This window comes from Desulfogranum marinum, assembly GCF_963675105.2.
Lineage (GTDB): Bacteria > Desulfobacterota > Desulfobulbia > Desulfobulbales > Desulfobulbaceae > Desulfogranum > Desulfogranum marinum.
Map to the genome: position 1 here is coordinate 201,526 of NZ_CAXXRO010000005.1, position 22,830 is coordinate 224,355.

The 22,830-nt window shown below is 47.0% G+C and carries 17 protein-coding genes; 5 read left to right on the forward strand and 12 right to left on the reverse strand.

All coding sequences use genetic code 11. The features are described from left to right. Positions 1 to 451: 451 nt before the first annotated feature. The 5 genes from ACHZCY_RS21420 to ACHZCY_RS21440 are packed head-to-tail and all read right to left on the reverse strand — an operon-like array spanning position 452 to position 6,754. Entirely contained in the window at positions 452 to 1,669 is a 1,218-nt protein-coding gene (locus tag ACHZCY_RS21420) for an ABC transporter permease (protein WP_319550346.1), read from the reverse strand. After that, positions 1,666 to 2,412, reverse strand: coding sequence for an ABC transporter ATP-binding protein (locus tag ACHZCY_RS21425; protein WP_319550347.1), 747 nt, complete (start codon positions 2,410 to 2,412; stop codon positions 1,666 to 1,668). Before ACHZCY_RS21425 ends, ACHZCY_RS21420 begins: the two co-directional genes overlap by 4 nt. Next, positions 2,409 to 3,602: an efflux RND transporter periplasmic adaptor subunit gene (locus ACHZCY_RS21430; protein ID WP_319550348.1), complete on the reverse strand. Its 1,194-nt coding sequence runs from the start codon at positions 3,600 to 3,602 to the stop codon at positions 2,409 to 2,411. The genes ACHZCY_RS21425 and ACHZCY_RS21430 overlap by 4 nt, the downstream gene beginning before the upstream one ends. After that, entirely contained in the window at positions 3,599 to 4,912 is a 1,314-nt protein-coding gene (locus ACHZCY_RS21435) for a TolC family protein (protein ID WP_319550349.1), read from the reverse strand. The genes ACHZCY_RS21430 and ACHZCY_RS21435 overlap by 4 nt, the downstream gene beginning before the upstream one ends. A 6-nt stretch (positions 4,913 to 4,918) precedes the next feature. After that, entirely contained in the window at positions 4,919 to 6,754 is a 1,836-nt protein-coding gene (locus ACHZCY_RS21440; protein WP_319550350.1) for a hypothetical protein, read from the reverse strand. A 177-nt stretch (positions 6,755 to 6,931) separates the two neighbouring features. Between ACHZCY_RS21440 and ACHZCY_RS21445 the strand changes: the two genes are divergently transcribed. From ACHZCY_RS21445 to amt, 3 genes are all read left to right on the forward strand, one after another. After that, entirely contained in the window at positions 6,932 to 7,603 is a 672-nt protein-coding gene (locus ACHZCY_RS21445; protein ID WP_319550351.1) for a response regulator transcription factor, read from the forward strand. Beyond that, the gene (locus ACHZCY_RS21450) at positions 7,600 to 9,033 is read left to right on the forward strand and encodes a sensor histidine kinase (RefSeq protein ID WP_319550352.1); all 1,434 of its coding nucleotides are present in this window, start codon (positions 7,600 to 7,602) and stop codon (positions 9,031 to 9,033) included. Before ACHZCY_RS21445 ends, ACHZCY_RS21450 begins: the two co-directional genes overlap by 4 nt. 1,472 nt (positions 9,034 to 10,505) lie before the next feature. Then, entirely contained in the window at positions 10,506 to 14,261 is a 3,756-nt protein-coding gene (gene amt / locus ACHZCY_RS21455) for an ammonium transporter (protein ID WP_319550353.1), read from the forward strand. A 96-nt stretch (positions 14,262 to 14,357) separates the two neighbouring features. Here the strand turns inward: amt and ACHZCY_RS21460 are convergent, their stop codons facing one another. The 4 genes from ACHZCY_RS21460 to ACHZCY_RS21475 form a co-directional block, all read right to left on the reverse strand. Continuing rightward, positions 14,358 to 14,957: a YkgJ family cysteine cluster protein gene (locus ACHZCY_RS21460; RefSeq protein ID WP_205221247.1), complete on the reverse strand. Its 600-nt coding sequence runs from the start codon at positions 14,955 to 14,957 to the stop codon at positions 14,358 to 14,360. A gap of 286 nt (positions 14,958 to 15,243) precedes the next feature. After that, positions 15,244 to 15,582, reverse strand: coding sequence for a P-II family nitrogen regulator (locus tag ACHZCY_RS21465; RefSeq protein ID WP_205221246.1), 339 nt, complete (start codon positions 15,580 to 15,582; stop codon positions 15,244 to 15,246). A 20-nt stretch (positions 15,583 to 15,602) separates the two neighbouring features. Continuing rightward, a complete protein-coding gene (locus ACHZCY_RS21470) occupies positions 15,603 to 16,958 on the reverse strand; it encodes an ammonium transporter (RefSeq protein WP_319550354.1) in 1,356 nt (451 codons plus the stop codon). Positions 16,959 to 17,311: 353 nt separating this feature from the next. After that, the gene (locus tag ACHZCY_RS21475) at positions 17,312 to 18,535 is read right to left on the reverse strand and encodes a hypothetical protein (protein ID WP_319550355.1); all 1,224 of its coding nucleotides are present in this window, start codon (positions 18,533 to 18,535) and stop codon (positions 17,312 to 17,314) included. Between the two features lie 571 nt (positions 18,536 to 19,106). On the opposite strand from ACHZCY_RS21475, the gene panC reads away from it, so the two are divergent. After that, complete coding sequence (gene panC / locus ACHZCY_RS21480) at positions 19,107 to 19,952, forward strand: pantoate--beta-alanine ligase (RefSeq protein ID WP_319550356.1); 846 nt, start codon at positions 19,107 to 19,109, stop codon at positions 19,950 to 19,952. 186 nt (positions 19,953 to 20,138) lie between these two features. Here the strand turns inward: panC and ACHZCY_RS21485 are convergent, their stop codons facing one another. Continuing rightward, positions 20,139 to 20,753: a trimeric intracellular cation channel family protein gene (locus ACHZCY_RS21485; RefSeq protein WP_319550357.1), complete on the reverse strand. Its 615-nt coding sequence runs from the start codon at positions 20,751 to 20,753 to the stop codon at positions 20,139 to 20,141. Between the two features lie 346 nt (positions 20,754 to 21,099). Here ACHZCY_RS21485 and ACHZCY_RS21490 point away from each other — a divergent pair, with 346 nt between their 5' ends. Then, positions 21,100 to 21,591, forward strand: a complete 492-nt coding sequence (locus tag ACHZCY_RS21490; protein ID WP_319550358.1) for a universal stress protein — start codon at positions 21,100 to 21,102, stop codon at positions 21,589 to 21,591. A 155-nt stretch (positions 21,592 to 21,746) separates the two neighbouring features. On the opposite strand, the gene ACHZCY_RS21495 is transcribed toward ACHZCY_RS21490, so the two are convergent. After that, the gene (locus ACHZCY_RS21495) at positions 21,747 to 22,415 is read right to left on the reverse strand and encodes a GntR family transcriptional regulator (protein ID WP_205221240.1); all 669 of its coding nucleotides are present in this window, start codon (positions 22,413 to 22,415) and stop codon (positions 21,747 to 21,749) included. Between the two features lie 104 nt (positions 22,416 to 22,519). After that, the gene (locus ACHZCY_RS21500) at positions 22,520 to 22,795 is read right to left on the reverse strand and encodes a DUF6506 family protein (protein WP_319550359.1); all 276 of its coding nucleotides are present in this window, start codon (positions 22,793 to 22,795) and stop codon (positions 22,520 to 22,522) included. Positions 22,796 to 22,830: the final 35 nt, after the last annotated feature.

Consider the following 22,830-nt stretch of genomic DNA (forward strand, 5'->3'; position numbering starts at 1 on the left):
ACCAATATGTCAGAGAAAAGATAAGATCAACCACTAGGTTTTTAGAAACAACTTTTTTTCCGGAAAACAACTCTTGATATGTAGGGGACGCCTGGATCGATGGAAATAAGGGATTAACAGGAAACACCTCAACTTTTAGAAAGTCACAAGATCCGTTACCTTCGATTTGGCAATATCAAACGCATAGTGCAGTTAATGGAGGTACGGATTAAGACTCGGCTCATTTCCGACTTCCAGAAGGTACCTCGGGGTGCTCTTTGGTTATGTAACGGTTGCAGTTGCTCCATTCTAACCGTTTTCAGCAGTGGCAGGATCGATAACCCTCACAGGAATAATCAGAATATAAGTTTTTGCTAAACCATCTGATATTGCCAAGTGAAGTATTTCCATTGAGTCGGTCATTTGCTTAGCAAACTTTGATTGGCTGTAAAGCAGTTATCTATCTGGTGACTTACTCATACCGCAAGGCATCAATAGGATTAAGGTTGGCGGCTTTGCGAGCAGGATAAAAACCGAAGAAGACGCCGACGGCACCGGTGAACAGAACGGCAACGGAAACGATGGCAGGGTTAATCACCGTACTGACTCCCAGAAAGGTACCGATGCCGGAAGCGGCGACTAAACCGGATAAAATACCTAGCAATCCACCGATGAGACTGAGGATTGCGGCCTCAACAAGAAATTGTGCCAGTATATCGGACGGTCGTGCACCGACGGCCAACCGGATGCCGATCTCGCGGGTTCGCTCGGTTACCGAGACCAGCATGATATTCATAATGCCGATTCCTCCAACGAGTAAGGAAACACCCGCAACTGAGCTTAGAAGCATGGTGAGGGTACCGGTCACGCTGGTTGCGATTTCGATAATTTCCGTCTGATCCCGGACCAGGAAATCATCCTCTTCATCCGCACTCAATCGATGTTCACTGCGTAACAGGGCTTTCAACTGATCTTTCGCTGCATCCATCCGGTCTCCACTTACGGCACTGGCAGAGATATCGTTGACGAATTTCCCATCACTTAAACGAAACAGAACCGTGGTGTCAGGGGCCAGAATGATATCGTCCTGATCGTTCCCCATGGATGATTGTCCCTTCTCGGCCAACACCCCGATCACCCGGAACGGGACATTTCTGATACGCATGCGTTCCCCTACGGGATCCCGGTCCGGAAAAAGCTCATCGGCAACCGTTTTGCCGAGTACCGCAACCTTCGCTCGTGTTGTACTGTCTCGTTCCGTAAAAAAAGAACCGCTAGCAATCTGGTAATTACGAATAGACAGATACTCCGGGCCGACACCGGTTATGGTCGTGTTCCAGTTATTGCTCCCTGCGATCACCTGCCCATTTGCACGGACTTCTGCGGAGACCCAGCGCAGCAGGGTGCCGTTCTTCTTCAACCTCTTCACATCATCCATGGAAAGGCTGGGGCGGGTCCCGGCACCGCCGCGAACCCCTCCCGACTGCATACTACCGGGCCGGACCATGAGCAAGTTTGTACCCAACGCCGCTACATCACTCTCGATATCCTTTTGCGACCCTTCGCCCAAGGCGACCATGGTGATAACCGAACCGACGCCGATTATAATGCCGAGCATGGTGAGCAGACTGCGCATCTTGTTGCGGGCAATGGATTTCAAGGCAACCAAAATTAACTTGCTAAGCTTCATACGGTTGCCCCCCGGTATTGTGCTTGAAGATCCGCGGCTGCATCTCGGGGCTGTTCAACCCTTTCATCCTTAAGGAGTTGCCCGTCACGCAATTCCACCAGCCGCCCGACGTACTGGGCGACTTCCGGTTCATGGGTCACCATGACCAGGGTCATCCCTTCTCTGTTCAACTGCTGAAAGAGGGTCAGCACTTCCAGGGTGGTACGGCTATCGAGATTACCGGTCGGCTCATCAGCAAAAATGAGTGAAGGCTGCGTCACCAAGGCTCGTGCAATGGCGACCCGCTGCTGCTGTCCTCCCGAGAGTTGACTCGGTTCATGATCCAGCCGTTTGCCGAGTCCCACACGCTCAAGAGCCGCTATCGAACTCTTGCGGGGTTCCAGTTTTTTGCGGTGACGATCGTAGAGGAGAGGCAATTCTACATTTTCCAGTGCCGAGGTACGGGGAAGGAGATTAAAGCCCTGAAACACAAAACCGATTTTCGTATTTCGCAGATCTGCGAGTTGCCTGCCGTCCAGGTCTTCAACCTGGACACCCTCAAAGGAGTAACTCCCGCTCGTTGGTGTATCGAGACAACCGAGAATATTCATAAGGGTCGACTTTCCACTACCGGAACTCCCCATAACCGCAATGAATTCACCCTTGGAGATGGTCAGGGAGACACCTCCCAGGGCCTCAACCCTAACATCACCCATGGTGAAAATTTTACGAATGTCTCTGAGTATGATCTGTGGAGAACTCATGGCCGTGGTCCCGGTCCTTGCCCGGGTCCTGGTCCCTGGCCCATGGTTTTACCGAGGAGGCTTGAGAGTGAAAAGCCTTCTTCCCCCGCCTTTTCTCCGCTTTTTTCAAAGCCGATGGCCACTTGCATTCCATCTACAATATCTTTTCCGGTTACAACCGTTACCAGGCCGTCACTCCTACCGATTTCAACCTGCATTCCTTCGAGTTTTCCTTCGTTATCCAGGCAAAACAGTTGATTACCATTCTCTTTATTACCCATCTTGAATTGTAATGCGGCGACCGGCACGAAAAGAACGTCTTCGGCGTCATGGACAATAAAATCAACTGTTGCGGTCATGCCGGGGAGGAGTAGTCCGGCCTCGTTTGCCGCCTCGACAATGACGGTGTAGGTCACGACATTATCAACGGTTTCCGGTTGCAGACGTATCTGGCGAACAGTGCCGGTAAATGTTTCCTCAGCATAGCTCTGTACGGAAAATCGCACCTGCTGCCCTTTTTGAATCCGGCCGATATCCGTTTCGTCGACATTGGTTTCAATCTGCATATGGGAGAGATCCCTGGCAACCAGAAACAGGGTCGGGGTACTGAGGCTTGCGGCAACGGTCTGTCCGGCATCTACACTACGATCAATAACGGTTCCCTCGATGGGGGAGCTGATGACCGTATGCTCCAGATCAATCTCCGCCTGCTCAAGCGTGGCCTGTGCCGACAACAGAGAGGCCTTCAGGGTAGCAACTTCGGTCTCAACGGGAAGGAATTCCTGTTCGGAGAGAAATCCCTTCTCATAGAGCGGTTTGTTTCGCGTATACTCATCTTCCGCCTGTTTCAATTCCGCCCGGGCCCTGAGTAGACCGGCTTTTGCATTTTTAATCGCCACCTTGAAAAGGGACTGGTCGAGCACCGCCAGTATGTCACCCTCTTTGACCGTATCGTTATAGTCGACCATCAGCTTGTCGATTGTCCCGGAGACCTGGGTGCCGACCTCAACGGTTTCCACTGCAGCCAGGGTCCCCGTACTGGAGACGACCAGCTCAAAATTTCCCCGGCTTACTTCGGCATATTTCAGCGCTGTCCTCTGCTTTGGAACATTCTGGTGTGCCAGGACGTACCAACCGAAAAACAGGATGGAAAAAACAGCGAAGACAATGACGCTTCTTTTTCTCGGGCTTAGTCTACTCTTTCTTTTCATTTGATTTCCTCCGGCAACAAGGTTGCAAGCATCCGGCCCAGTTCCCCAAGGGAGTAGGCAACCGTCATCTCCCGGGTTACCAGATCGTATTTTGCCTCTACTTGATCAAAAATCGCCGTTATATATTGTGTTCGGGTCTGGATCAGCTCCACCAGGGTTGAGGCACCAACCCGGTATCGTTCCTCATACGACTCAAGAGCCCTTTTTGCATAGGTCAGTTTACTTTCGACAACGTCGATCTTTTGCCGGGCCTGTTTGAGGTCCTGGACAGCCTGGGCTACTTCAAGGCCGATCTGCAATTCTTTTTCCTGAAGTGTCAGCTTTTCATTGCGTTTCTCGATTTGTGCCAGGACCGTGTTGTTACGGGTCTCAAATCGGTCAAAGAGCGGCAAGGATACGGTGACGCCGACGGTAGAACCGAGATTTTCATCCATAAAATCATCCCAGTAGCCGCTGTAGTCGGTGGCCATGGCAGCGACAAGATCAACCGTCGGGTATTTACCGGCTTTTGCTTCACGTATCTGTTGTTCCGCTGCATCTACCTGGTGTTTCCGGGCTTTGATGTCGGATCGATTTTCCAGGGCAAGACGGGTCAGACGGTCGATTTCTTCATCGGGCAATTCAAGGGAGAGTTTGGTCAATTCCGGCAAGGCCGGGGTGTACCTGTCTGTAGGGACCATCCCCATGGTTTGCATGAGTGTCAATTTGCTGCTTGTTAGGTTGTGTTGTGCCTCCAGCAGATCCTGTTCCGCCTGTTTGGTCTCAGCCTGTTGCTGATAGAGATCGCTGACCGGAAGTTTACCGGCTTCATGAAATGCCCTGATCTTCCCAAGAAGTTTCTTGTTTTCCTCCAGGTTCATCTCCCGGGCACCGATAAACTCCTGGTTGGTAAGCACTTCGATAAACAAGGAAACAGTCTCGAACATCAGGGTCTGCTCTTCCCGGGACAGGTTTTCCTGTTCTGCTTTTACAAGCAGTTCAGAATTTTGCAGTGCTGCCGTATCTGCAAATCCTCTGAACAGATTGACGGAGGAAGACAATTCGACGTTCATATCGAGATCTTCAGACCCGGTGGTTTTCAGGGAAAGATCCGGGTAAAAATCGGCCTGTCGCTGGGAGACGATTACCTCCGCACTCTTCACCGTATTTATCTGTTGATGCAGGGCTGGATTGTTTTTCAAAGCGATGAGTACGGCCTGTTCCAGGGAAAGGGCCGGATTTGTTTCTTGAGAGTCCTTGGCCGGTGCGGAAAACGGTAATGCCAGCAACAGAAATAGTATTATTGAAGGAATTTGAAGTTGTATATTCATAACGAATCAGAACAGAAAATCCGTATTTTTGATTTCCGGCATGGCAATGTTTTTTGAGTACAGGAATGCCCCCTTACACGTGAATTCATCGAGATTCCTGAGCGATGTGAGTTGTTTTTTCTGGGCGTCATTCAAGCTTTTATAGACATCGGCAAAATGCGTGGCGTAATAATAGGAAATCTCACCGTCCAGCTCACCGTACCTCCCGGACATAGCCAGGACGGCTTCTTTGTCGATGGAGTCGGATTTCATCGCCTGTCGCAGTTTTTCAGCAATTTCCCGTCTGGTTGCGACAATTTCATGAAGTGCTGTTTTTTGGATGCTGACCAGGCTTGTAATCAACTCACGTTGTGATTCATTCAGGATCTTCAGGAACGCTTCCCCGCTGTTACCGGTAACCGTTGTGCTAATGGAATAATCAGGGTTCCCCATGGCCGGAATATCCTTCATGTAAAAAGCACCGAAATACATACCGTGGCGTTCGGGGCAGAAGTAGGTATCCGCCTCTATCGAACCGGCATACCAGCTGAAAAGCTCGCTTGCATAAGTCATGATTGCAACATGCTCTTCCCTGGAGTAGCTCTTTTTGTCCACCTGATCCGGAAGTTTTTTCCAGGACAAAGAGTTGCCGCCAGCCATTGTATCCAAATAGGCCCGTTGCTCTTTATTAAGAGAACGGATTATGGAACCGAGCACCTCTGCTCTTTGCAAACTCAGTTTGCCGTCAAGTTGATACAACTCTTTTGAGTACTTGATCACAGCCTGTTTGTTGAGGCCGGTGCTGCCGGTTGGAATATCTCCTCCTAATTGCCGCCGGAACGCCTTCATCAGGGGAAAACGCCTGTAGCCGAATTCCTTGATCTGCTCCACCTGTTTTTGAGCCAGGGAGATCAGCACAGCCTTCTGAACATCGCTTAGGATAGACAGCACATTGTTCGCGCTACGGGGAACAAAATCAGTATTATGTCCCATCTTCCCGGTGTCGGTATCACGGAGGTACTGGTAGCCGAAAAAGTCGGAAACCTTGCCCGGAGGTAAAAAAGAGTCGCCACAGAGGTCACCGGTCATATAGGCAAGGGCGGCAAAGGCAATGGTTGTGAGTTGGGCTCGATCCGATATCGCCTGCTCCACACTGTAACCACCGTGTTTGCCGTTTCCCTTGGGAAACTTGGGGTCATGTTGTTGATCCCGGTGCTCAGCATGGTCCCTGGTCTCATTAATATCCAGAAAGCCATCGTTGTTTCGGTCCAAATCATCCCATTTCGTCTTGAGATCACCGGTTACCTCTTCCGGGCTCAGTAGGCAGGCGAGCTGCTTGTGAAGCGTGTAACACCTCCCTGAAAATGACTCACCAACGTAACAGGCAGCCTTTTCATGCAGTCCCTGACAAGCTGAAACAATTTCTGACGGCAACCCTTGATTATCACGACGTTTTGGGCTCTTTCTGCTTACTCCACTGAACTTCGCGTTACAGGCATCACGGCAGTAGTGACGGTCTCCGCATGCCAACTCGTCTGAACCGTCGCAGTACTCTTTGCATGCCTGTTCGCTTCCCAGGTTCAAAGCGGTGGAATAGTCACCGTCTTCTCCAAGTACGGAAGGAGCATCAATAGGAACCTTGCCGGAATCCTGACCGAAATCGTAGTCGGCACAGATATCCCGACAGCTCCTTCGTGTCGGGCCATTGGTCTCCAGGCAATCGCAACAGGTTTTACATTGGCTTTCATTGCGTGCCGTTTCCGGGCATTGCGAGGATTCAGAAGCCTCCCCACATTGCAGCAAGGCTCCCCAGATAATGGTCAGGGCAAAAGCTAACATGATACTTCTCGGTTTATGGATCATGGTTCCTACTCCTTTTTTAGAACCGGTAGTTCGACATCGATTGCTTCATTTGTTTCCATGATAGAACATGAAGATGAAACCAAGATGAAATGGGAGGATTATTTGAAATGTCATCTTCCGTTCATATTGATATGGTACGTTGTTGAAAAGAATGAACGATGAAGAGGAGGTTTCAACGTGAGGATTCTCGTTATAGATGACGACCTGAGATTGTGTGATACCCTGAAAAGGGGGTTGGAAGAAAACAGCTATGCCGTGGACTGCGTCCATGACGGCGAAGAAGGACTGTTTCATGCCGGGGTTACACCCTATGACCTGATTATTCTCGATGTGATGATGCCGAAAAAAGACGGCTGGGCTGTCTGCGAAGAACTTCGTTCTCAGAAAATCACCACTCCCATCCTCATGCTGACTGCCAAAGACGAAGTTGAGGACAGGGTCCGCGGCCTGGATACCGGGGCAGATGATTACCTTGTAAAACCATTTTCATTTGCCGAGCTTCTGGCCCGCGTTCGTGCGCTGCTGAGAAGAGAGAGCACGGAGAAATCTTCTACGCTCACCGTGGGGGAACTGCAACTGGATACGGTGAAAAGGGAGGTGCATTGGAAAGAGAGCCCGGTCACGCTTACCAGCAAGGAATATGCGGTTCTTGAATACCTTATGCGCAGGCCGGGAGCGGTGATCTCGCGCGCCATGATTGAGGAGCATGCCTGGAACTATGATTTCGATTCCATGTCAAATCTGGTGGATGTTTATATCAAAAGACTCAGGAACAAGATCGATCCGGAATACGGGAAACAGATCATCGTCACTATTCGCGGGGCGGGATACAAGATCCAAGCGTTATGAAATTTTATAAAAGCATCAGTTTTACATTCAGTGTCCGGTATCTTGCGCTTCTGGGGACGTTGCTCCTTGTATTGGGGTGTAGCGTCTACTTCACTCTCTCGAAAAGATTGTACAACAACCTGGATACTACCCTACGTGAACGGGCGGAACAGGTCGTGCGTTTTAGGGATGTGATGGAGATTGTCGCCAAGGGCTCATTTGAAGAAGAGCCTGGTGAGATTCTCTCCTTTTATTATTATACCAATGACAAAAAACTGAAGGATCTCACCCTTAAGGAGCGAAGGATTTCAGTTTCTCCCGAACAGGTTGACCAGATCCTGGCCGGTGGAGAAAGTGACTTTTCTTTTGCAGTAACACCGGATGGTAAAATATTGAGACTCTATTCAACCCTCTATTCTTCTGAACATGCAAAAGATGGTACCGGACCGGTACCAAAGGTTGAACCAGGTGACAAAAGGATTACTGTCGAACGAGCCGTTCTCGTCATCGGACGTACCACGAAAAATATCGAACGAACACTGGACCAGCTCTTCCAGACTCTTGTACTGGTATTGCCCCTGACACTCGTCCTCATGGGATGTTGCGGCATTTTTTTCCTGCGGATAATTTTGCGACCCGTGCAGGATATTTCTGATACGGCCCAGGATATAGGAGCCAAAGATCTCAGCAGACGGATCCCAATTACCACCCATGATGAGCTGGGAAATCTTGCCGAAACCATCAATCATATGATGGAAAGGCTGGAAAAAGCGTTTCGTCGCCAGAAAGAATTAACCGGCGATGCCTCCCATGAATTACGTGCTCCCCTTGCCGTGATCCAGGCCGAAGCGACCCTTTCCTTACAGCAGGAACGAGAACCGTCCTCATACCAAAAATCTCTGGAAATTATCGCCGGGGAATCGGATCATATGGCCGGTATCATCAGTCAATTGTTGTTTCTGGCACGTGCTGATTCAGGAAACGAGATGGCCGAAATAACGGAGGTAGATCTGGTTCCTTTCATTAGGGAACTCTCTGATTATATTGAGCCGTTGTTTCAAGAAAAACAGCAGACAATAACGGTACATCAGACGGGTTCGGTAATCGTGAAAGCAGATTGCAGTCTGTTACGAACAGTCATGTTGAACCTGTTGCGTAACGCCACGCAATATACTTCTGAAAAGGGCAATATTTCCTTATCTATTACGACAGAGAACTCAATGGCACGAATCTCCGTTTCCGACAACGGTATCGGAATTTCAGAAGAAGCCCTGCCACACATCTTCAATCGCTTCTACCGTGTGGATAAGGCACGATCGAGAGAATCAGGGGGAAGTGGTTTAGGGTTGGCCATCTGTAAACATATTGTTGAATTGCACCAGGGACAGATCAGCGTAACCAGCAAGGTCGATAAAGGAACAACTTTTTTGGTTTCTCTGCCAATTGCATGAAAGGATTGGCATATCTAAGTTATAATTTTTGAACAACTGTTGCGATACACATTTCTACTGCTACTCGAAAGTTCAGCCGTCTTCATAACCTAACATCAAACGGGCAATCTAAAACCTAATACTATCCATGAGCACCAAAACATGAAGGTATTTTTATCTAGAGTTGAGGTGCCTGTGGGGCTGCGGATAATACCTTCAATTTGATTACCAAGGTTCGCCTTGCCAAGGTTAACCATTTAAGCAAATCCTGAATTTTACACTATTCCTGTTAGGGTTTCTGCACAGGCTATGTGACAAAATCCCCCCAGTCAAAGTCAAACCCTTTCTACTATATGTAGACCTCTCCTCTTGTCTTCAGGGACGAGCGCAGTTTTGATCTCCCCGGAGTCGTTGAAATGCAAAGCATTGTCTCTGGATAGAAAAAAAGTGTTTACGTTGTGGGTGAGGTCGCCACTTGTGATATAAATTCAATCTCTTAAGCGATTTTTCTCTCATTCGTTTAGTGCAATTTTTTTCCGGTAACCTGAGAAGTTAGGCGTAGTTTCTGATGTGCAGGTAACTTCCTGCAACGACTGCAAAGAAAGAAGAACAGAGTGCAAGGCAAAGGGGTGATTTTGTTTTCACGATGCGTGGCTAGTTCTGAGCCTACCTTTTTTACTGTTTGTGAATTGCGTTTCAAATAAACGCTTTATGGCGTACTGGCGGTTTCGGTATACCGGGAAGTTAATAGGTTTATAGTTGTTTGAGATTGAGGTGTTGCAAATATTGCAACTACTGCCCTGCTTTGTAGGCCTATAAGTGCGTATAGCCAGTTGTCCGGTATTTCCGGATAACTGATGTGGCCTTTGTTTGGCTTGTATCCGTTTGGTTTGGGTGGTCAACATTTGCTTATTTGGTTTCAATTTTGTGAATGGTATTTCTAGGAAAGAGACCTTGTTTGGAATAGCAATATGCAAAACATGCATATTGCTTTAGTTCAGGTGCAAGGGCAATTGGGGTAGCGTGAAATTAAATTCACGGCGGTTACTTTCACACTGCCCCCCCCCCCTGACCCCTTTTCTTTTTTTATCTCGTAAGGTGTTTTCAGCCATTTGTAGAGGCTGAAGTTTGTTAGGTGGGTGGCACTACGCTCTCTCCTGCAATGGGTAGGGGTGTACGAAAGCGTAATTTAAAATAGTCTTTTATTACGTTTTTGAGAGGTTTTTCCAGAATAAGCCACCATTTGCAATTTTTAATCATATTGCTTCAGGTCATAATTTCGTTCTCTTTTCAATATAATAAACCAGTATAATAGAGAGTTGCGCCCTTTTATTCATGTTACGGCTTTGTCGGTGGTTGTTACCCTTCAGTATTGTTCGTTTTTGTAAGTTTTAGGCATGTCGCTTGCTGTCTATTAACCTTGGGTTGATGGTATTCGTATTTGAAGCTAATGCGAGTAGGCTTTGCATGGAACCGAGGTGACCGGAATAGAAATGAATGATTTATCGATGCTGAACTCTCTGTGGGTTGTAATTGCGGCGACCCTCGTCTTCTTGATGCAGCCCGGTTTCATGTGTTTGGAGTCAGGCCTTACAAGGTCTAAAAACTCCATTAATGTAGCTGTAAAAAATCTCACCGATTTCATCGTTTCAGTCCTCACTTTCTGGTGTTTGGGGTATGGTATGATGTTCGGCCTCTCTCATGCCGGGGTATTAGGCACATCAGAGTTTTTTGTCAGTTTTGAAACCAACGAGACATCTGCCACCTTCTTTTTCTTCCAGGCAATGTTTTGTGGTACAGCAACCACTATATTTTCCGGTGCCGTTGCTGAGCGCATGAAATTTTCATCCTATCTTTTGATCGTCGTCCTCCTCTCCACACTGGTGTATCCAATTTTTGGCCATTGGGCCTGGAGCGGCTTGGAGAGTGGTAATCCCACTGGTTGGCTTGGAAAATTGGGCTTTGTAGACTTTGCAGGGTCTACGGTTGTTCATAGTATTGGCGGCTGGGTTGCCCTGGCGACTCTTATCATTATCGGCCCCCGAGCCCACAGGTTCAGTGAGGAGAATGCATTTTTTGGTTTCAATGGAAGTAATCTCCCTCTTTCCGTTCTTGGTACCTGTCTCCTCTGGATAGGCTGGATAGGTTTTAACGGTGGGTCTACCCTTATAATGAACGAGAGCGTTCCGAAAATTATCGTCTACACCGTGCTTGCAGGAGCTGCCGGTGCATTGAGCAACCTTTTGATAGGCTACATTCTAACCAAAGTCCCCAGGGTTACCTTCCTGATTAATGGGTCTCTAGGTGGGCTGGTCGCCATTACCGCCTGTTGTCACTGTGTAGGAGCTCCGAGCGCTGTCTTGATAGGAGGCATAGGCGGCCTTATCTGTTTTGCTGTTGAGATAGCTCTCATTAAGCTGGAGATTGATGATGCTGTCGGAGCCGTACCTGTGCATCTTGGTTGCGGCATATGGGGTACGATTGCAGTGGCAGTGTTTGGTGATCCTGAATTAATCGGCACCGGCCTTGGTTTCTGGAACCAGTTGCTGGTTCAGCTTTTGGGTATCGGCACAGCCTTTGTCATGGCATTTGTGATACCTCTTTTTTTGATTGGCAGGATAAATAAGTTTTTTCCCCTTCGTGTTTCCAAGGAGGATGAACATAATGGCCTTAATTTTTCCGAACACGGTGCTACCACTGAGCTTGTCGATTTATGCCGGGCAATGGATGCGCAGGCGCAAACCAAAGATATTTCGATACGGATGCCTGTAGAGCCTTTTACAGAGGTGGGCATGATTGCCGCGAGGCATAATCAGGTGATGGAATCTCTTGAAGCAGCTCTGTCCCATACAGATGCGGTGGTCTCTCTGGCCAAGGACGCCATTGTTACCTTTGTTAATGGCAGCCTTGAGGTAATTAATATCAATCCAAGCGGCAGGGTGATGTTCGGATTGAGCGGTGGAGCCTTACAGGAGCCTTTTCGCCTCAGCGATTTTTTTGAACCCTCGGATTTTGACAGTATAAAGTTTCCGCTTTGGCAAGGGAAAACAATTGAAACTGTCGGCAAGAAGAGATGTGGAACCCTCTTCCCGATGCAGGCTGTAATCACCGAGGCAGGTCACGGAGATAATAGCTTTTGTATAGGGACATTTAGAGATATAACAGAGCTCAAAGAAAGGGAACGATCTCTTAAGCAATCTGAACTACGATATCGAGAGTTATTTGAGAATATCGGAGTCGCAACGTTGATGATAGACTCTGATACAACCTTGGTAATGGTCAACAGAGAGGCTGAGGAGTTGTTCGGGTATAGTCGTGAGGCAATGGAGCAAAAAAAAATGAGTTTTATGGAGCTCCTTCCGGCCGATGAGAAGGATCGCCTCTATAATTTTCATGTCAAACGCAGGGCAAACCCAAGTCAGGTCCCTTCAGCTTATGACAGCAAAGTCCTGGACAGGTACGGGAACGTAAAACCTGTCTATCTCAACATCTCTCGAATAGCTGGCTCCGATCATACCGTAGCTACGGTCATGGATCTTTCTGAGTTGCGGCGGGCACAGGATGGTTTCAATAAGCAAAAGGCTTATTTTCAGCAGCTTTTTGAAGGAACGGCTCAGGCGATTGTCGCTCTTGATACAAGGCAGCGGGTAGTTAGTCTTAATCAGGGATTTGAGAAACTTTTTGGGTATTCAGAGGATGAACTGAAAGGACAAACTCTAGCTGAATTTATAGTTCCCGGCGAGTACGATGATGAATTTTTCACCATGGAAAAGGCTATTCGCAGTGGCGAACTGGTGAAAAAAGAAACAATGAGAAGGACGAGTACGGGAACGTTAATCCCTGTATCGGTTTTGAGTTTTCCTGTAAAAATAAAAGACCAGCTCGAAGGTTTTTTTTATATATATGAAGATATTACTGAGCGTAAAGAGTTCGAAAATCAACTTTTTAAACAAGCCTTCTATGACGGGTTAACCAAGATTCCGAACCGCATTTTATTTTTTGAGCGTGTAGAAAGAGCCCTGGAGAGGAGAAAACGAAAAAGCGATTATAATTATGCGGTGATGCTCCTTGATCTTGATCGTTTTAAATGGGTCAATGACAGCTTAGGACACCTTGCCGGCGATGACCTTTTGCAGCGCATTGCAAAACGTTTTCTGTCATGTGTGAGAACGGGAGATACTGTCGCCCGTTTGGGCGGTGATGAGTTTGCAGTTCTTCTGGAGGATTATGGTAAATCGTCTAAGGTGATCGAAATCGCCAATCGACTGCAGCAGGAAGCTCAGCGCCCTCTTCTTATTGGTAACACCGATGTGCATGTGAGCGCGAGCATTGGCATTATATTAAATACCGGCAATTATCTCACCACGGAAGCGATTTTAAGAGACGCAGATATTGCAATGTATCGAGCCAAAGAGCTCGGCAAGGCGCGATTTCAAATTTTTAATCGCAAGCTCCATGAGCTCGCTTCGCAGGCACTCCAACTGGAAAATGAGCTTCGGGAGGGAATCCACTCAAATGAACTGCTTCTTTTTTATCAGCCGATTATAGACATACAGACCAGATCGCTTGTAGCGTTTGAAGCCCTTGTCAGGTGGGACCACCCACGGCTGGGAATAGTTTCGCCCAACACTTTTATACCTATCGCCGAGGAAACCGGCCTTATCATCGGATTGGGAGAGTGGGTTCTTCGGGAAGCGTGCAAGCAGATGCAGCGATGGCGGGCAATCCATCCAAAGATGGCTGGTATTAAGATAAACGTCAATCTTTCCGCTAAACAATTTTTGCAAAAGGATCTAGGTCAATTCGTACGTAACACTCTTGAAAAAACAGGACTTGATCCCAGTCTGCTCAAATTGGAAATTACAGAGAGTGCTATAATGGAAGGCGGCAACAAAACAGTTGATCTCTTGGGCGACCTGCAGAAGATTGGGATCAAGTTGGCTATTGATGATTTCGGAACCGGCTATTCCTCCCTTTCTTCTTTGCAGCAATTTCCTATTAACGATCTTAAGATCGATCGTTCTTTCGTCAAGGAATTGGCAGCGCAGGAAGAATCAAAGGAAATAGTGAGGACAATTATCGCTCTGGCTCATACATTGAATCTGGGGTTGGTAGCAGAAGGCGTGGAAACCGAGGAACAGTTCAATATACTAAAAGAGCTTAAATGTGATTGCGCTCAAGGGTATCTTTTCTCAAAGCCGTTGCCGGTGGGTAATGTAGAAGGTGTGTTGGATAAATATATCCCTTGAATAAAAAATAAAATAGGGGATGCAAAATAGGGTGCAAAATAGGGGACAGACCACATTTAAAGGCTTTTGGCCTTTAAATGTGGTCTGTCCCCTGTTTTATTTTCTGTGCTCCTCCAGCATATGGATGTATGTATCGTGTCCTGTGGTCAAGGCCTTTTCAAATTCGAAGTCTGCAGTGAGTGTTGAGCCTATAGGGCCATTGCAGAGTATAGATTCCAGGCACATTCTGGTGGCTGGTGGCAAAATGGTGTAATTGTTTTTCCACCAGAGTACGCCTTGGTAGATATGTTTAAAAAAGCTGCACGGGAGCAAGGCGTCAACCGCGCATTGGGTCATCATCATGAAGCCATGGATATCGTAGGCGTTGGAATTCATGTAGCTGTCGCTGCAATCTTCCTGGCAAAGGTTGCCCTTGTCTTTGGCTAGGTAATAACACATTGGTTCGCTCTGGTATTCAAAGGGCATGAACATCTGGCATGCTGTGGGTTTGTATTCATGGATGATGCACCTGTCTTTGATCAGAAACGGGCAATATTGTGTGGCGGCATGCAGGGCTGTATATTGCTCGGTGAGGGTGATCATGTCCCTGCTCAGGAGATAAACCATCAATGATTCAACTGCGGTCAGGTCCAATGTTACTGAGGATTTGCAGCAGATGTGGCAATTATCGGGGCATTGGATAGGCGGCGATTTCATCTCGGGGAGAAGGAATCTTTCGGCGGAAATTTCTTTTTTTACAATTAATGCCTGGCAGAGTGCGCCTGTAAGCAGTGATTCTCGTTGGGTGCTGGACAGCTTTGCTGGAGAGTTAATTGTGACCGCCTGGTTGAGGTTATGTTCGATGTAGTGTTGGTCCCATATGCGCTGTTTCCACTATAGCGCGGTTTGTACTCCTTTGACACTCTTTTGCGGCAATAAAAAAGGGAGGACCGGGGCGCGCCGGTCCTCCCTTTGAAAAGCTATCTGCTAGAAGGGGGAGTTATTAGATAGCTTCTGGTCCGCTTTCTCCTGTTCGGACGCGCAGGATGTCTTCCACGGGTAAGACAAAAATCTTGCCGTCGCCTATTTTGCCGGTGAGGGCGGCTTCGCGGATAACAGAGACCGCTTTTTCTGCCAGGTCGTCGTCAATGACGATTTCGACTTTTGTTTTGGGGTTGAAGTCAACTTTGTATTCAGCCCCGCGGTAAACCTCTTTGTGGCCCTTTTGTCGGCCGTAGCCTTTGACATCGGTAACCGTCATTCCGGCGATACCTATTTCGGTAAGTGCTTCTTTTACTTCATCAAGCTTGAATGGCTTGATGATGGCTTCTATCTTTTTCACAGTTGAGTCCTCCGCTTCTGTTATTTTCTAGTAAATTCCGGGTACGCTTCAAGCCCGCATTCTGAAATGTCTACGCCTTCCAGTTCTTCCTCTTCGCCGACTCGGATGCCCATGGTCAGTTTGATGATGAGCCATACGATGAATGAGGTGGTGAAGACCCAGGCAAAGATAACGCCGGCGCCGATCAGCTGAGCGACTAAAGAACCTTCGGGGTTGGTGAAGGCGACTGCAATCAATCCAAAGAGGCCGACTACGCCATGGACGGAGATGGCACCAACCGGGTCGTCGATTTTGAGCTTGTCGATGAAGACGATGGAAAATACAACGATGATTCCGGCAATCGCTCCTACTATAGTTGATACAAGTGGTGATGGGGTAAGGGGTTCTGCTGTTATGGCAACGAGGCCGGCAAGGGCACCGTTTAATGCCATGGTCAAATCAGCCTTGCCGAACCATGCCTGGGAGAGCAGGAGTGCTGCAACCAGGCCGGCTGCTGCTGCTGCGTTGGTGTTGACAAAGATCATGGCTACAGCATTTGCTTCTTCAATGTTGGAGATTTTTAATTCTGAACCGCCGTTGAACCCGAACCAGCCTAACCAAAGGATAAAGCAGCCCAGTGTTGCCAGTGGCAGGTTGCTGCCGGGAATGGCGTTTACACGACCATCTGTGTATTTTCCTTTACGTGCACCAAGGAGCAAGACACCGGCGAGAGCAGCAGAAGCGCCTGTGAGGTGAACAACACCGGAACCGGCAAAGTCAAGGAAGCCAAGACCATCGAGAAAACCACCGCCCCATTTCCAGTACCCTTCGACGGGATAGATAAAGCCGGTCATGACTACGGCAAAGGCAAGAAACGCCCACAGTTTCATACGTTCGGCAACGGCACCGGACACAATACTCATTGCTGTGGCAACAAATACAACCTGAAAGAAGAAGTCACTCAGGTTTGAATAATACGTATCGCCGCCTGATGCCAAGACGTCTCCAACCGTATTGTCAGCCAAACCGAATAAGCTAAACCCTGGGATAACGCTGCTCAGGGCATCGCCGTACATGATGTTGTATCCGCAGATCAAATACATGATGCAGGCTATGGAGTAGAGGGCAACGTTCTTGGTGAGAATTTCCACTGTGTTTTTGCCTCTTACCAGGCCGGCCTCAAGCATGGCAAAGCCTGCCGCCATCCACATGACCAGAGCGCCGGACATGAGAAAGTAAAATGTGTCAATGGAGTAGGCTAGCTGGATAAGGGTTCCCGCAACGCTATCTGCTGTAGGTGCTTCTTCTGCAAATGCTGGAATGGCTACGGCCATGATAGCAAGGAAGGCTGCCCCCCCTAGTATTTTTTTCTGATTCGACGGGTTGTAGGATTTCACTTTGTTTCCTCCTGGTAATTGTTTGAGATGCATAGAGTAAGTTGCATAAAAAAAGAAGAGCTAGTATCGCAAAGGTTAAAGCAAAGGCAGTGCCAGAAATGATATTGTTAAGGGAATGTAAGTTTATACGGTATGTTAGTGGTGCTTCTTGCCTTGAGTGAAAGTGTGTAAGCATTTTTTGTTTTCAATTTTGTATAGCATGTTTTTGTTGATTTACAAAAATGTATTTTTAGAGAGGGTGCGTAATCCGAGAAAAGATGATTTTCGCCGGGCGCCGGGAGTGTGTGGTGTTTTTCAGGCAATGTTTCGGATGTGTAAAGAGTAAATCGGAGACCTTACGATAATGTAATTTTTTAGCTTTCTTCAATGAGTTTTCTAAAACGAGCGAGCTGACGGTCACGGATGGATGTGAGATTGAGATGATAAAAGTCTCGGGGAAAGAGAAATTCAGCCACCCCGGTGTCAAAGAGTCTTTTAACTTCATATTCGTCGTGAGCGACATCTCGCTGGTACATATAGTTAAGGTATGACCGATTGGTATGAATGATAAATTCTACTCTCATGCCTCCTATACGGGCAAAAAATTTGAGCATTGCTGTTTTGGTGGAGCTGCCTGTTGCATTGCCATTGTACCGGCCACCTGTGAGAGTGTCTGAGATATCTTCCAGGGTCATAAAGGAGCCGGCTTTTGCTGCGCACCGGGTAAGGTGACGAACAAAGCGATTGACATCATTTACAGAGTTGAGAACTGCCATAAGGCCAAGTTCGTCATCAACGGCAGTGGCTGGATTTTTTTCGTTTTTTCGCAGAAGTTTGATAACTTTCGCGGCCGGGGCTTTCTTTCTAATGGTTACATAAATTGGAATCTCTGATCCCCGGTCGTTAAATCTCCTACGTTTGATCAGAGTCAATTTGGTTCCTTTTTGTGGGCTAAGACGCTGAGCTGCCTCAGGAGTGAGGGTTTCAACCTCTGCGCACTGAAAATCATCTGGATTATGTTTACTGTAAAGGTAGGCTGGTTCCATTTCTCCAATCTTGAGATTGGAACTCCAGACAAACATGTTGAGGAAATTGATAAATTCTGAGAATTTATCAGCGATACACGTCTCACGCTCCCTATGATCAATGGAGCCTGCTAGCCCCATTAAGGCAAGTTTTCGTTTTGCTTCAAAACGTGCTTTTTCATGGAAACGATCATCAAAGAGGCAGAGCAACAGCGTTACCGGTTCATTAGTGGATGTTATTTCATTGGTTGTTTCAAGATGAGAAGAGTAAGGCGCGAGAACCTTGGAACGGAGGGTGTGGATGACATCGTCTGCTGTTCGGGCATAATCGTTTAAATGTCTAGTCACATCATGAGGTGAGCCACTAATGCCGAACATGTTTGCTAGGAGCGAGTGAGACCTGCTGATAGCTTCCTGGCGGCGAGTTGGTATATGAATAAGGTGCAATGTTTCATCCAACGAGTTGATACCGAGTAGATCAAATATTTGATTGCGGACAAGTCTGTACTTGGTTTTCATGAGCTGGTCATTATTGAGAGCAGCGACCCAGGATTTTGAAGCTTTCGAAAACATGTGTTCTGCAAGGGGTGATGATTTTACAGTTGCAAAAGGGCCGTTTTGAAGCATGGCCGAAAATACAGATTCGTGGTCCAGTATACTCATGAGAAAATGATATGTAGGTAAAGGATGAATAAAAGAAACGCCTGACAGTCACAGGTACTGTTCCTTTCCTAGCTAAAATTGTACCATATTGGGAAGAAAGAATTTTTAGGTAGGTTGGGTACGGTTTACCGGTGTTTGATAAAGGGGCGATGGAGATTTGACATTCTCCGCTTTAGCAGCCGGTTTCATATTTTTCAAATAGAAGAGGAGAAAAGTGGAGAGAACTTGCTTGTTAGTTGGCTGGGGAGCCGGATAAACGACATAAATTACTTACATTCTTGATTTTGATAGAGTAGTATTTTTTCGATTCGAGATCCGCTGCTAAATTGCGGTGTCAGGAATGGCTTGTTCAGGCAACAATGCTTCATTTTTTCTGCCGGGAGTTTTTTGCGCAGGGCGCCTATGATTGCTTGTACTTCAAACAGATTAATTAGAAGAGTGAGAAGTGGTCAATGATTTCTCCTCACAGACCAAGGTTAATATGCAGATAATTACAAGTTTAGATGAATTACGAAACCTTTGCTGCCAATGGCGATTTTCCGGTGTGAAAACCGGCCTTGTTCCAACCATGGGTTATTTCCATGAAGGGCATATGAGTCTTATGCAGTATGCCAGGGCTAATAGCGATAAGCTTATTACTACTCTTTTTGTCAATCCTGCCCAATTTGGTGAAAATGAAGACCTGGACACCTATCCTCGCGATTTGGAAAGGGATGCTGCCATTGCAAAGGCCCAGGGTACGGATATTTTATTTGCCCCGGAAGCAGGCGCGATGTATGTAGAGGACCATATGACATGGGTTGAAGTACCCCATATGGCAAAGCGGCTTTGCGGTATCAGTCGGCCTGTTTTCTTTCGAGGGATATGTACGGTGGTAACCAAGCTTTTTATGCTGACTCTTCCAAGTATGGCCGTGTTCGGCGAAAAGGATTGGCAGCAGTTGGCTATAATTCGTCGTATGGTCAATGATTTGAATATCCCCACCGAAATTCATGGATGCCCCATTGTCCGTGAAGCTGACGGGCTAGCCTTGAGTAGTCGTAATGTATACCTGTCTCCGGAAGAACGTTCCAAGGCTCCGCATATAAATAAGGGATTGCAGGTCGGGTGCCGGAGGGTGAAGGAAGGGGAAAAAGAAGTGGCGGCTGTCAAACAGGCAGTACGTGACTATTGGCAGGAGAATGTTCCGGATGCCAAAGAAGATTATCTTGAAATTTTTCATCCGCACACTTTAGAGTACCTTGAAAAGATAGACGGTGAAGCGCATGTTGCCTGCGCTTTGCAGTATGGCAGAACCCGATTGATAGATAATTGCTCCTTAGCGTAGCCTATGCCTCCGGAGCAGTAGTCGGACCGGGAATTTTTCCCATATCGCCGTTATTTCGAAAAAAATAATGCTCGCATGTAAGCAAGCCTACTCTGATGTTGATTATATGGCTGGGCCTGGTCAGCTGAAAACACCTTGATTCGGGAAAAAATTGTGAGCCGCGCCCAGGCTGATTGCCTGGTTGATTTACTCTTTTTGGCTGTAAGTGAGCCATTGCGGGTAATACAGGTCCCATTGGATGGCCGACGCCCGTAGAAGGAAAATAACGGTTATCGCATAGACTCTGTTGAAATCGTGAAGCGGGAAAAAAGCATCGAATAGTATAAAGACAAGTGCGCCCAGCAATGCAGGTGTTGCGTAAAATTCTTTACCCAGGATAAGTGGCATCCTGCCGGTTAAGATATCGCGGAGAATGCCGCCGCCGGCACCCGTAACAATGCCCATTAAAATCGCGATGGGTTTGGAGAAGCCAAGCAGCAGTGTTTTTTCCGTGGCCAGGATGGTAAAGAGTGACAGGCCGAATGCATCGACAAAGAGCAGCAAACGGTAGACATTGTGGATGTGCCGCACCAGGAAAAAAGTCATTATCGAAGCCAACGCCGCTACCCAAAGATACTGTAAATCAGCTATCCAGAAAATAGGGTTAACATCAATAATTATATCTCGTATGGTGCCTCCACCCAACGCTGTTACGACACCAAGCAAAACAATACTAAAAATATCCATCCCTTTCTTTCCTGCTGCTATAACTCCGGTAATGGAAAAGGCAGCTATGCCGACAAGTCCTAAATAGTATATCATTTGTATCTCTCTTGGCTGTTGCTGATTATCCGGCGTTAAAAGTATATCGGTAAAGAATGTTTGACTTATAAGTCCTTGTTTTGTAGTGCTTATAAGCAGTTTAACTCTGCCTCTGTCAGTAATGAGCCGGCTAATACTTAAAGAATCTGCTCTGCACATATGTCAACGGTTTTGCGATCGTCTTTCCGGTAAGGCGTGCCGTTGTATGTTCTTGATCAGCGCTATTTTTTTTACTGATTGATAGTTGAATTTTGGTTGCGTACTGTAAGAATAAAAGAGTATGTTTTTGTGTGATGTACTACACATTAGGCATCACGTCGAGCGTAACAATCACAAGGAGGATTTTATGCCGTATCAAATGAAAAAAATTCTGTACACCACCGATCTTTCTCCAGCGGCACCAAGAGTGTTTCAGTATGCAATTTTTCTTGCAAACCAATTTGATGCACATGTAACGAGCATGCATGTGTTGGAAGAATTGTCTCCTGATGCCAAATTTGCCATTGCCTTGCATTTTTCCGATGGAGATGCGGAAGAGATGATGCGCAAAAAGCAAAAGGAAGCTAAAGAGGAGATGTTTCAAAGGGTAGAAACGCTGTGTCAGGCAACGACCCTGAGCAGTGGAGAATATATTGATCCTGATCGGCTGACCATTAGAGTGGAAAGAGGGTTTCCCGAGGAAAAAATTCTAAGCGTATCAAAAGAAATCGGAGCTGATATCATTGTCATGGGGGCCCATGAAAAAGGATTTACCCATACGTTTTTAGGGTCGGTTGCCAAAAGAGTTTTACGTCGATCGAAAATTCCAGTGGTTATTGTACCACTCACAGACGAGTAGGGCGCTGTCTTGCCCAGGGGAGGGCGGGTTTAATGTCCCCAGCTTCGCTTGATGGAAAGCCAGGCAACAAAAAGGCCGTTTCTTAATGAAACGGCCTTTTTTGTAAGAGCAAACTGCTCCGTCGTCGACATAAAACAAATATGGATTGATGCTGGTTATTGTTTTGTTCCTGAAATAACTATAAACGAATCAGGTGGGTCAAACTCCCAGTGCACGTCGCGCATATAGTCTGCAGCTTCAACCGCTTTGCCATTTTCGATAAGTTGGATAAACTCTCCATGCTCAAGCAGGTTTTTTTCGTTCCACTGTTTTCCATAATCTCTTCGTGGAAAGTCGTAGAGTAACATCTTGAGATTTTTTACATATCGAAGCAGCCGCTGATTTGTCGACAGGTTTAAGAAGACCTCGTGAAAGTCGACATTGGCTTGGTTGTGAGCAATAATGTCATTTGCAACAAGGCTTAATTTTATTTTTTTATTGAGCTTTTTTAGTTGGTTGATTTCCTTGCTGCCGAGTTTGTCAAACACGGAAAGAATCACTCTGGATTCAATACCACCCAAAATCTCATATATGTCCCGGACATCCTCAAGGGTGAGCTCGTTTATCCGAACCCCACGCTGCGGCTGGATAGATACAAAACCTTGCTCTTGGAGAAGAAGGAGCGCTTCACGTAAAGGGGTTCGACTGACCCCCAACTCTTTTATCAGGGTATTGACGCTGATGGACGCACCTGGTTCTAACGCGCCGACCCGCATCTGTTTTTCCAGATAATCATATACCTGAACCCTGAGCAGGTTATTGCCGGGGCGAGTATTGTTGAGCATCAGCTTTTCCTCTATATAGCAGAATGGCGGGTCGTTGGTGAAAGGAGGGTGAAGACGTTTTTTTGTTGAGACCGCGTAAAAAAAAGTATGTATACAATCTGATACTATTCTTTGCTGAAAAATTCACCAATGTATCCTACCTTGGCCGCGCCTTCAATGGCGTCGAAGATGGTTTTGGCGTCATCAGCCTTGAAGCCACTGCAGAGTTCGATCAGGGTAACCTGCTTCTCTACCATTTGTTGTGCCGCTTTACAGGCTTCTTCAACAGTGGCCACACCAATGATGCTTGATTTAAAGGCCTCTGATTCAAGAACTTTCAAGTCACCATCGGTGGAATAGCCTGGAGCTTTGATGATATAACCGTATTGAAATTGACTCATTTATTATTCCTTTTCAACTAAAAAAGATTGTCATT

What these genes read in the sequence shown, in the direction of transcription:
- ACHZCY_RS21420 (WP_319550346.1), bottom strand. Translation starts at nt 1,669, where the DNA reads ATGAAGCTTAGCAAGTTAATTTTGGTTGCCTTGAAATCCATTGCCCGC.
- ACHZCY_RS21425 (WP_319550347.1), bottom strand. Translation starts at nt 2,412, where the DNA reads ATGAGTTCTCCACAGATCATACTCAGAGACATTCGTAAAATTTTCACC.
- ACHZCY_RS21430 (WP_319550348.1), bottom strand. Translation starts at nt 3,602, where the DNA reads ATGAAAAGAAAGAGTAGACTAAGCCCGAGAAAAAGAAGCGTCATTGTC.
- ACHZCY_RS21435 (WP_319550349.1), bottom strand. Translation starts at nt 4,912, where the DNA reads ATGAATATACAACTTCAAATTCCTTCAATAATACTATTTCTGTTGCTG.
- ACHZCY_RS21440 (WP_319550350.1), bottom strand. Translation starts at nt 6,754, where the DNA reads ATGATCCATAAACCGAGAAGTATCATGTTAGCTTTTGCCCTGACCATT.
- ACHZCY_RS21450 (WP_319550352.1), top strand. Translation starts at nt 7,600, where the DNA reads ATGAAATTTTATAAAAGCATCAGTTTTACATTCAGTGTCCGGTATCTT.
- amt (WP_319550353.1), top strand. Translation starts at nt 10,506, where the DNA reads ATGAATGATTTATCGATGCTGAACTCTCTGTGGGTTGTAATTGCGGCG.
- ACHZCY_RS21460 (WP_205221247.1), bottom strand. Translation starts at nt 14,957, where the DNA reads ATGAAATCGCCGCCTATCCAATGCCCCGATAATTGCCACATCTGCTGC.
- ACHZCY_RS21475 (WP_319550355.1), bottom strand. Translation starts at nt 18,535, where the DNA reads ATGTTTTCGAAAGCTTCAAAATCCTGGGTCGCTGCTCTCAATAATGAC.
- panC (WP_319550356.1), top strand. Translation starts at nt 19,107, where the DNA reads ATGCAGATAATTACAAGTTTAGATGAATTACGAAACCTTTGCTGCCAA.
- ACHZCY_RS21485 (WP_319550357.1), bottom strand. Translation starts at nt 20,753, where the DNA reads ATGATATACTATTTAGGACTTGTCGGCATAGCTGCCTTTTCCATTACC.
- ACHZCY_RS21490 (WP_319550358.1), top strand. Translation starts at nt 21,100, where the DNA reads ATGCCGTATCAAATGAAAAAAATTCTGTACACCACCGATCTTTCTCCA.
- ACHZCY_RS21495 (WP_205221240.1), bottom strand. Translation starts at nt 22,415, where the DNA reads ATGCTCAACAATACTCGCCCCGGCAATAACCTGCTCAGGGTTCAGGTA.
- ACHZCY_RS21500 (WP_319550359.1), bottom strand. Translation starts at nt 22,795, where the DNA reads ATGAGTCAATTTCAATACGGTTATATCATCAAAGCTCCAGGCTATTCC.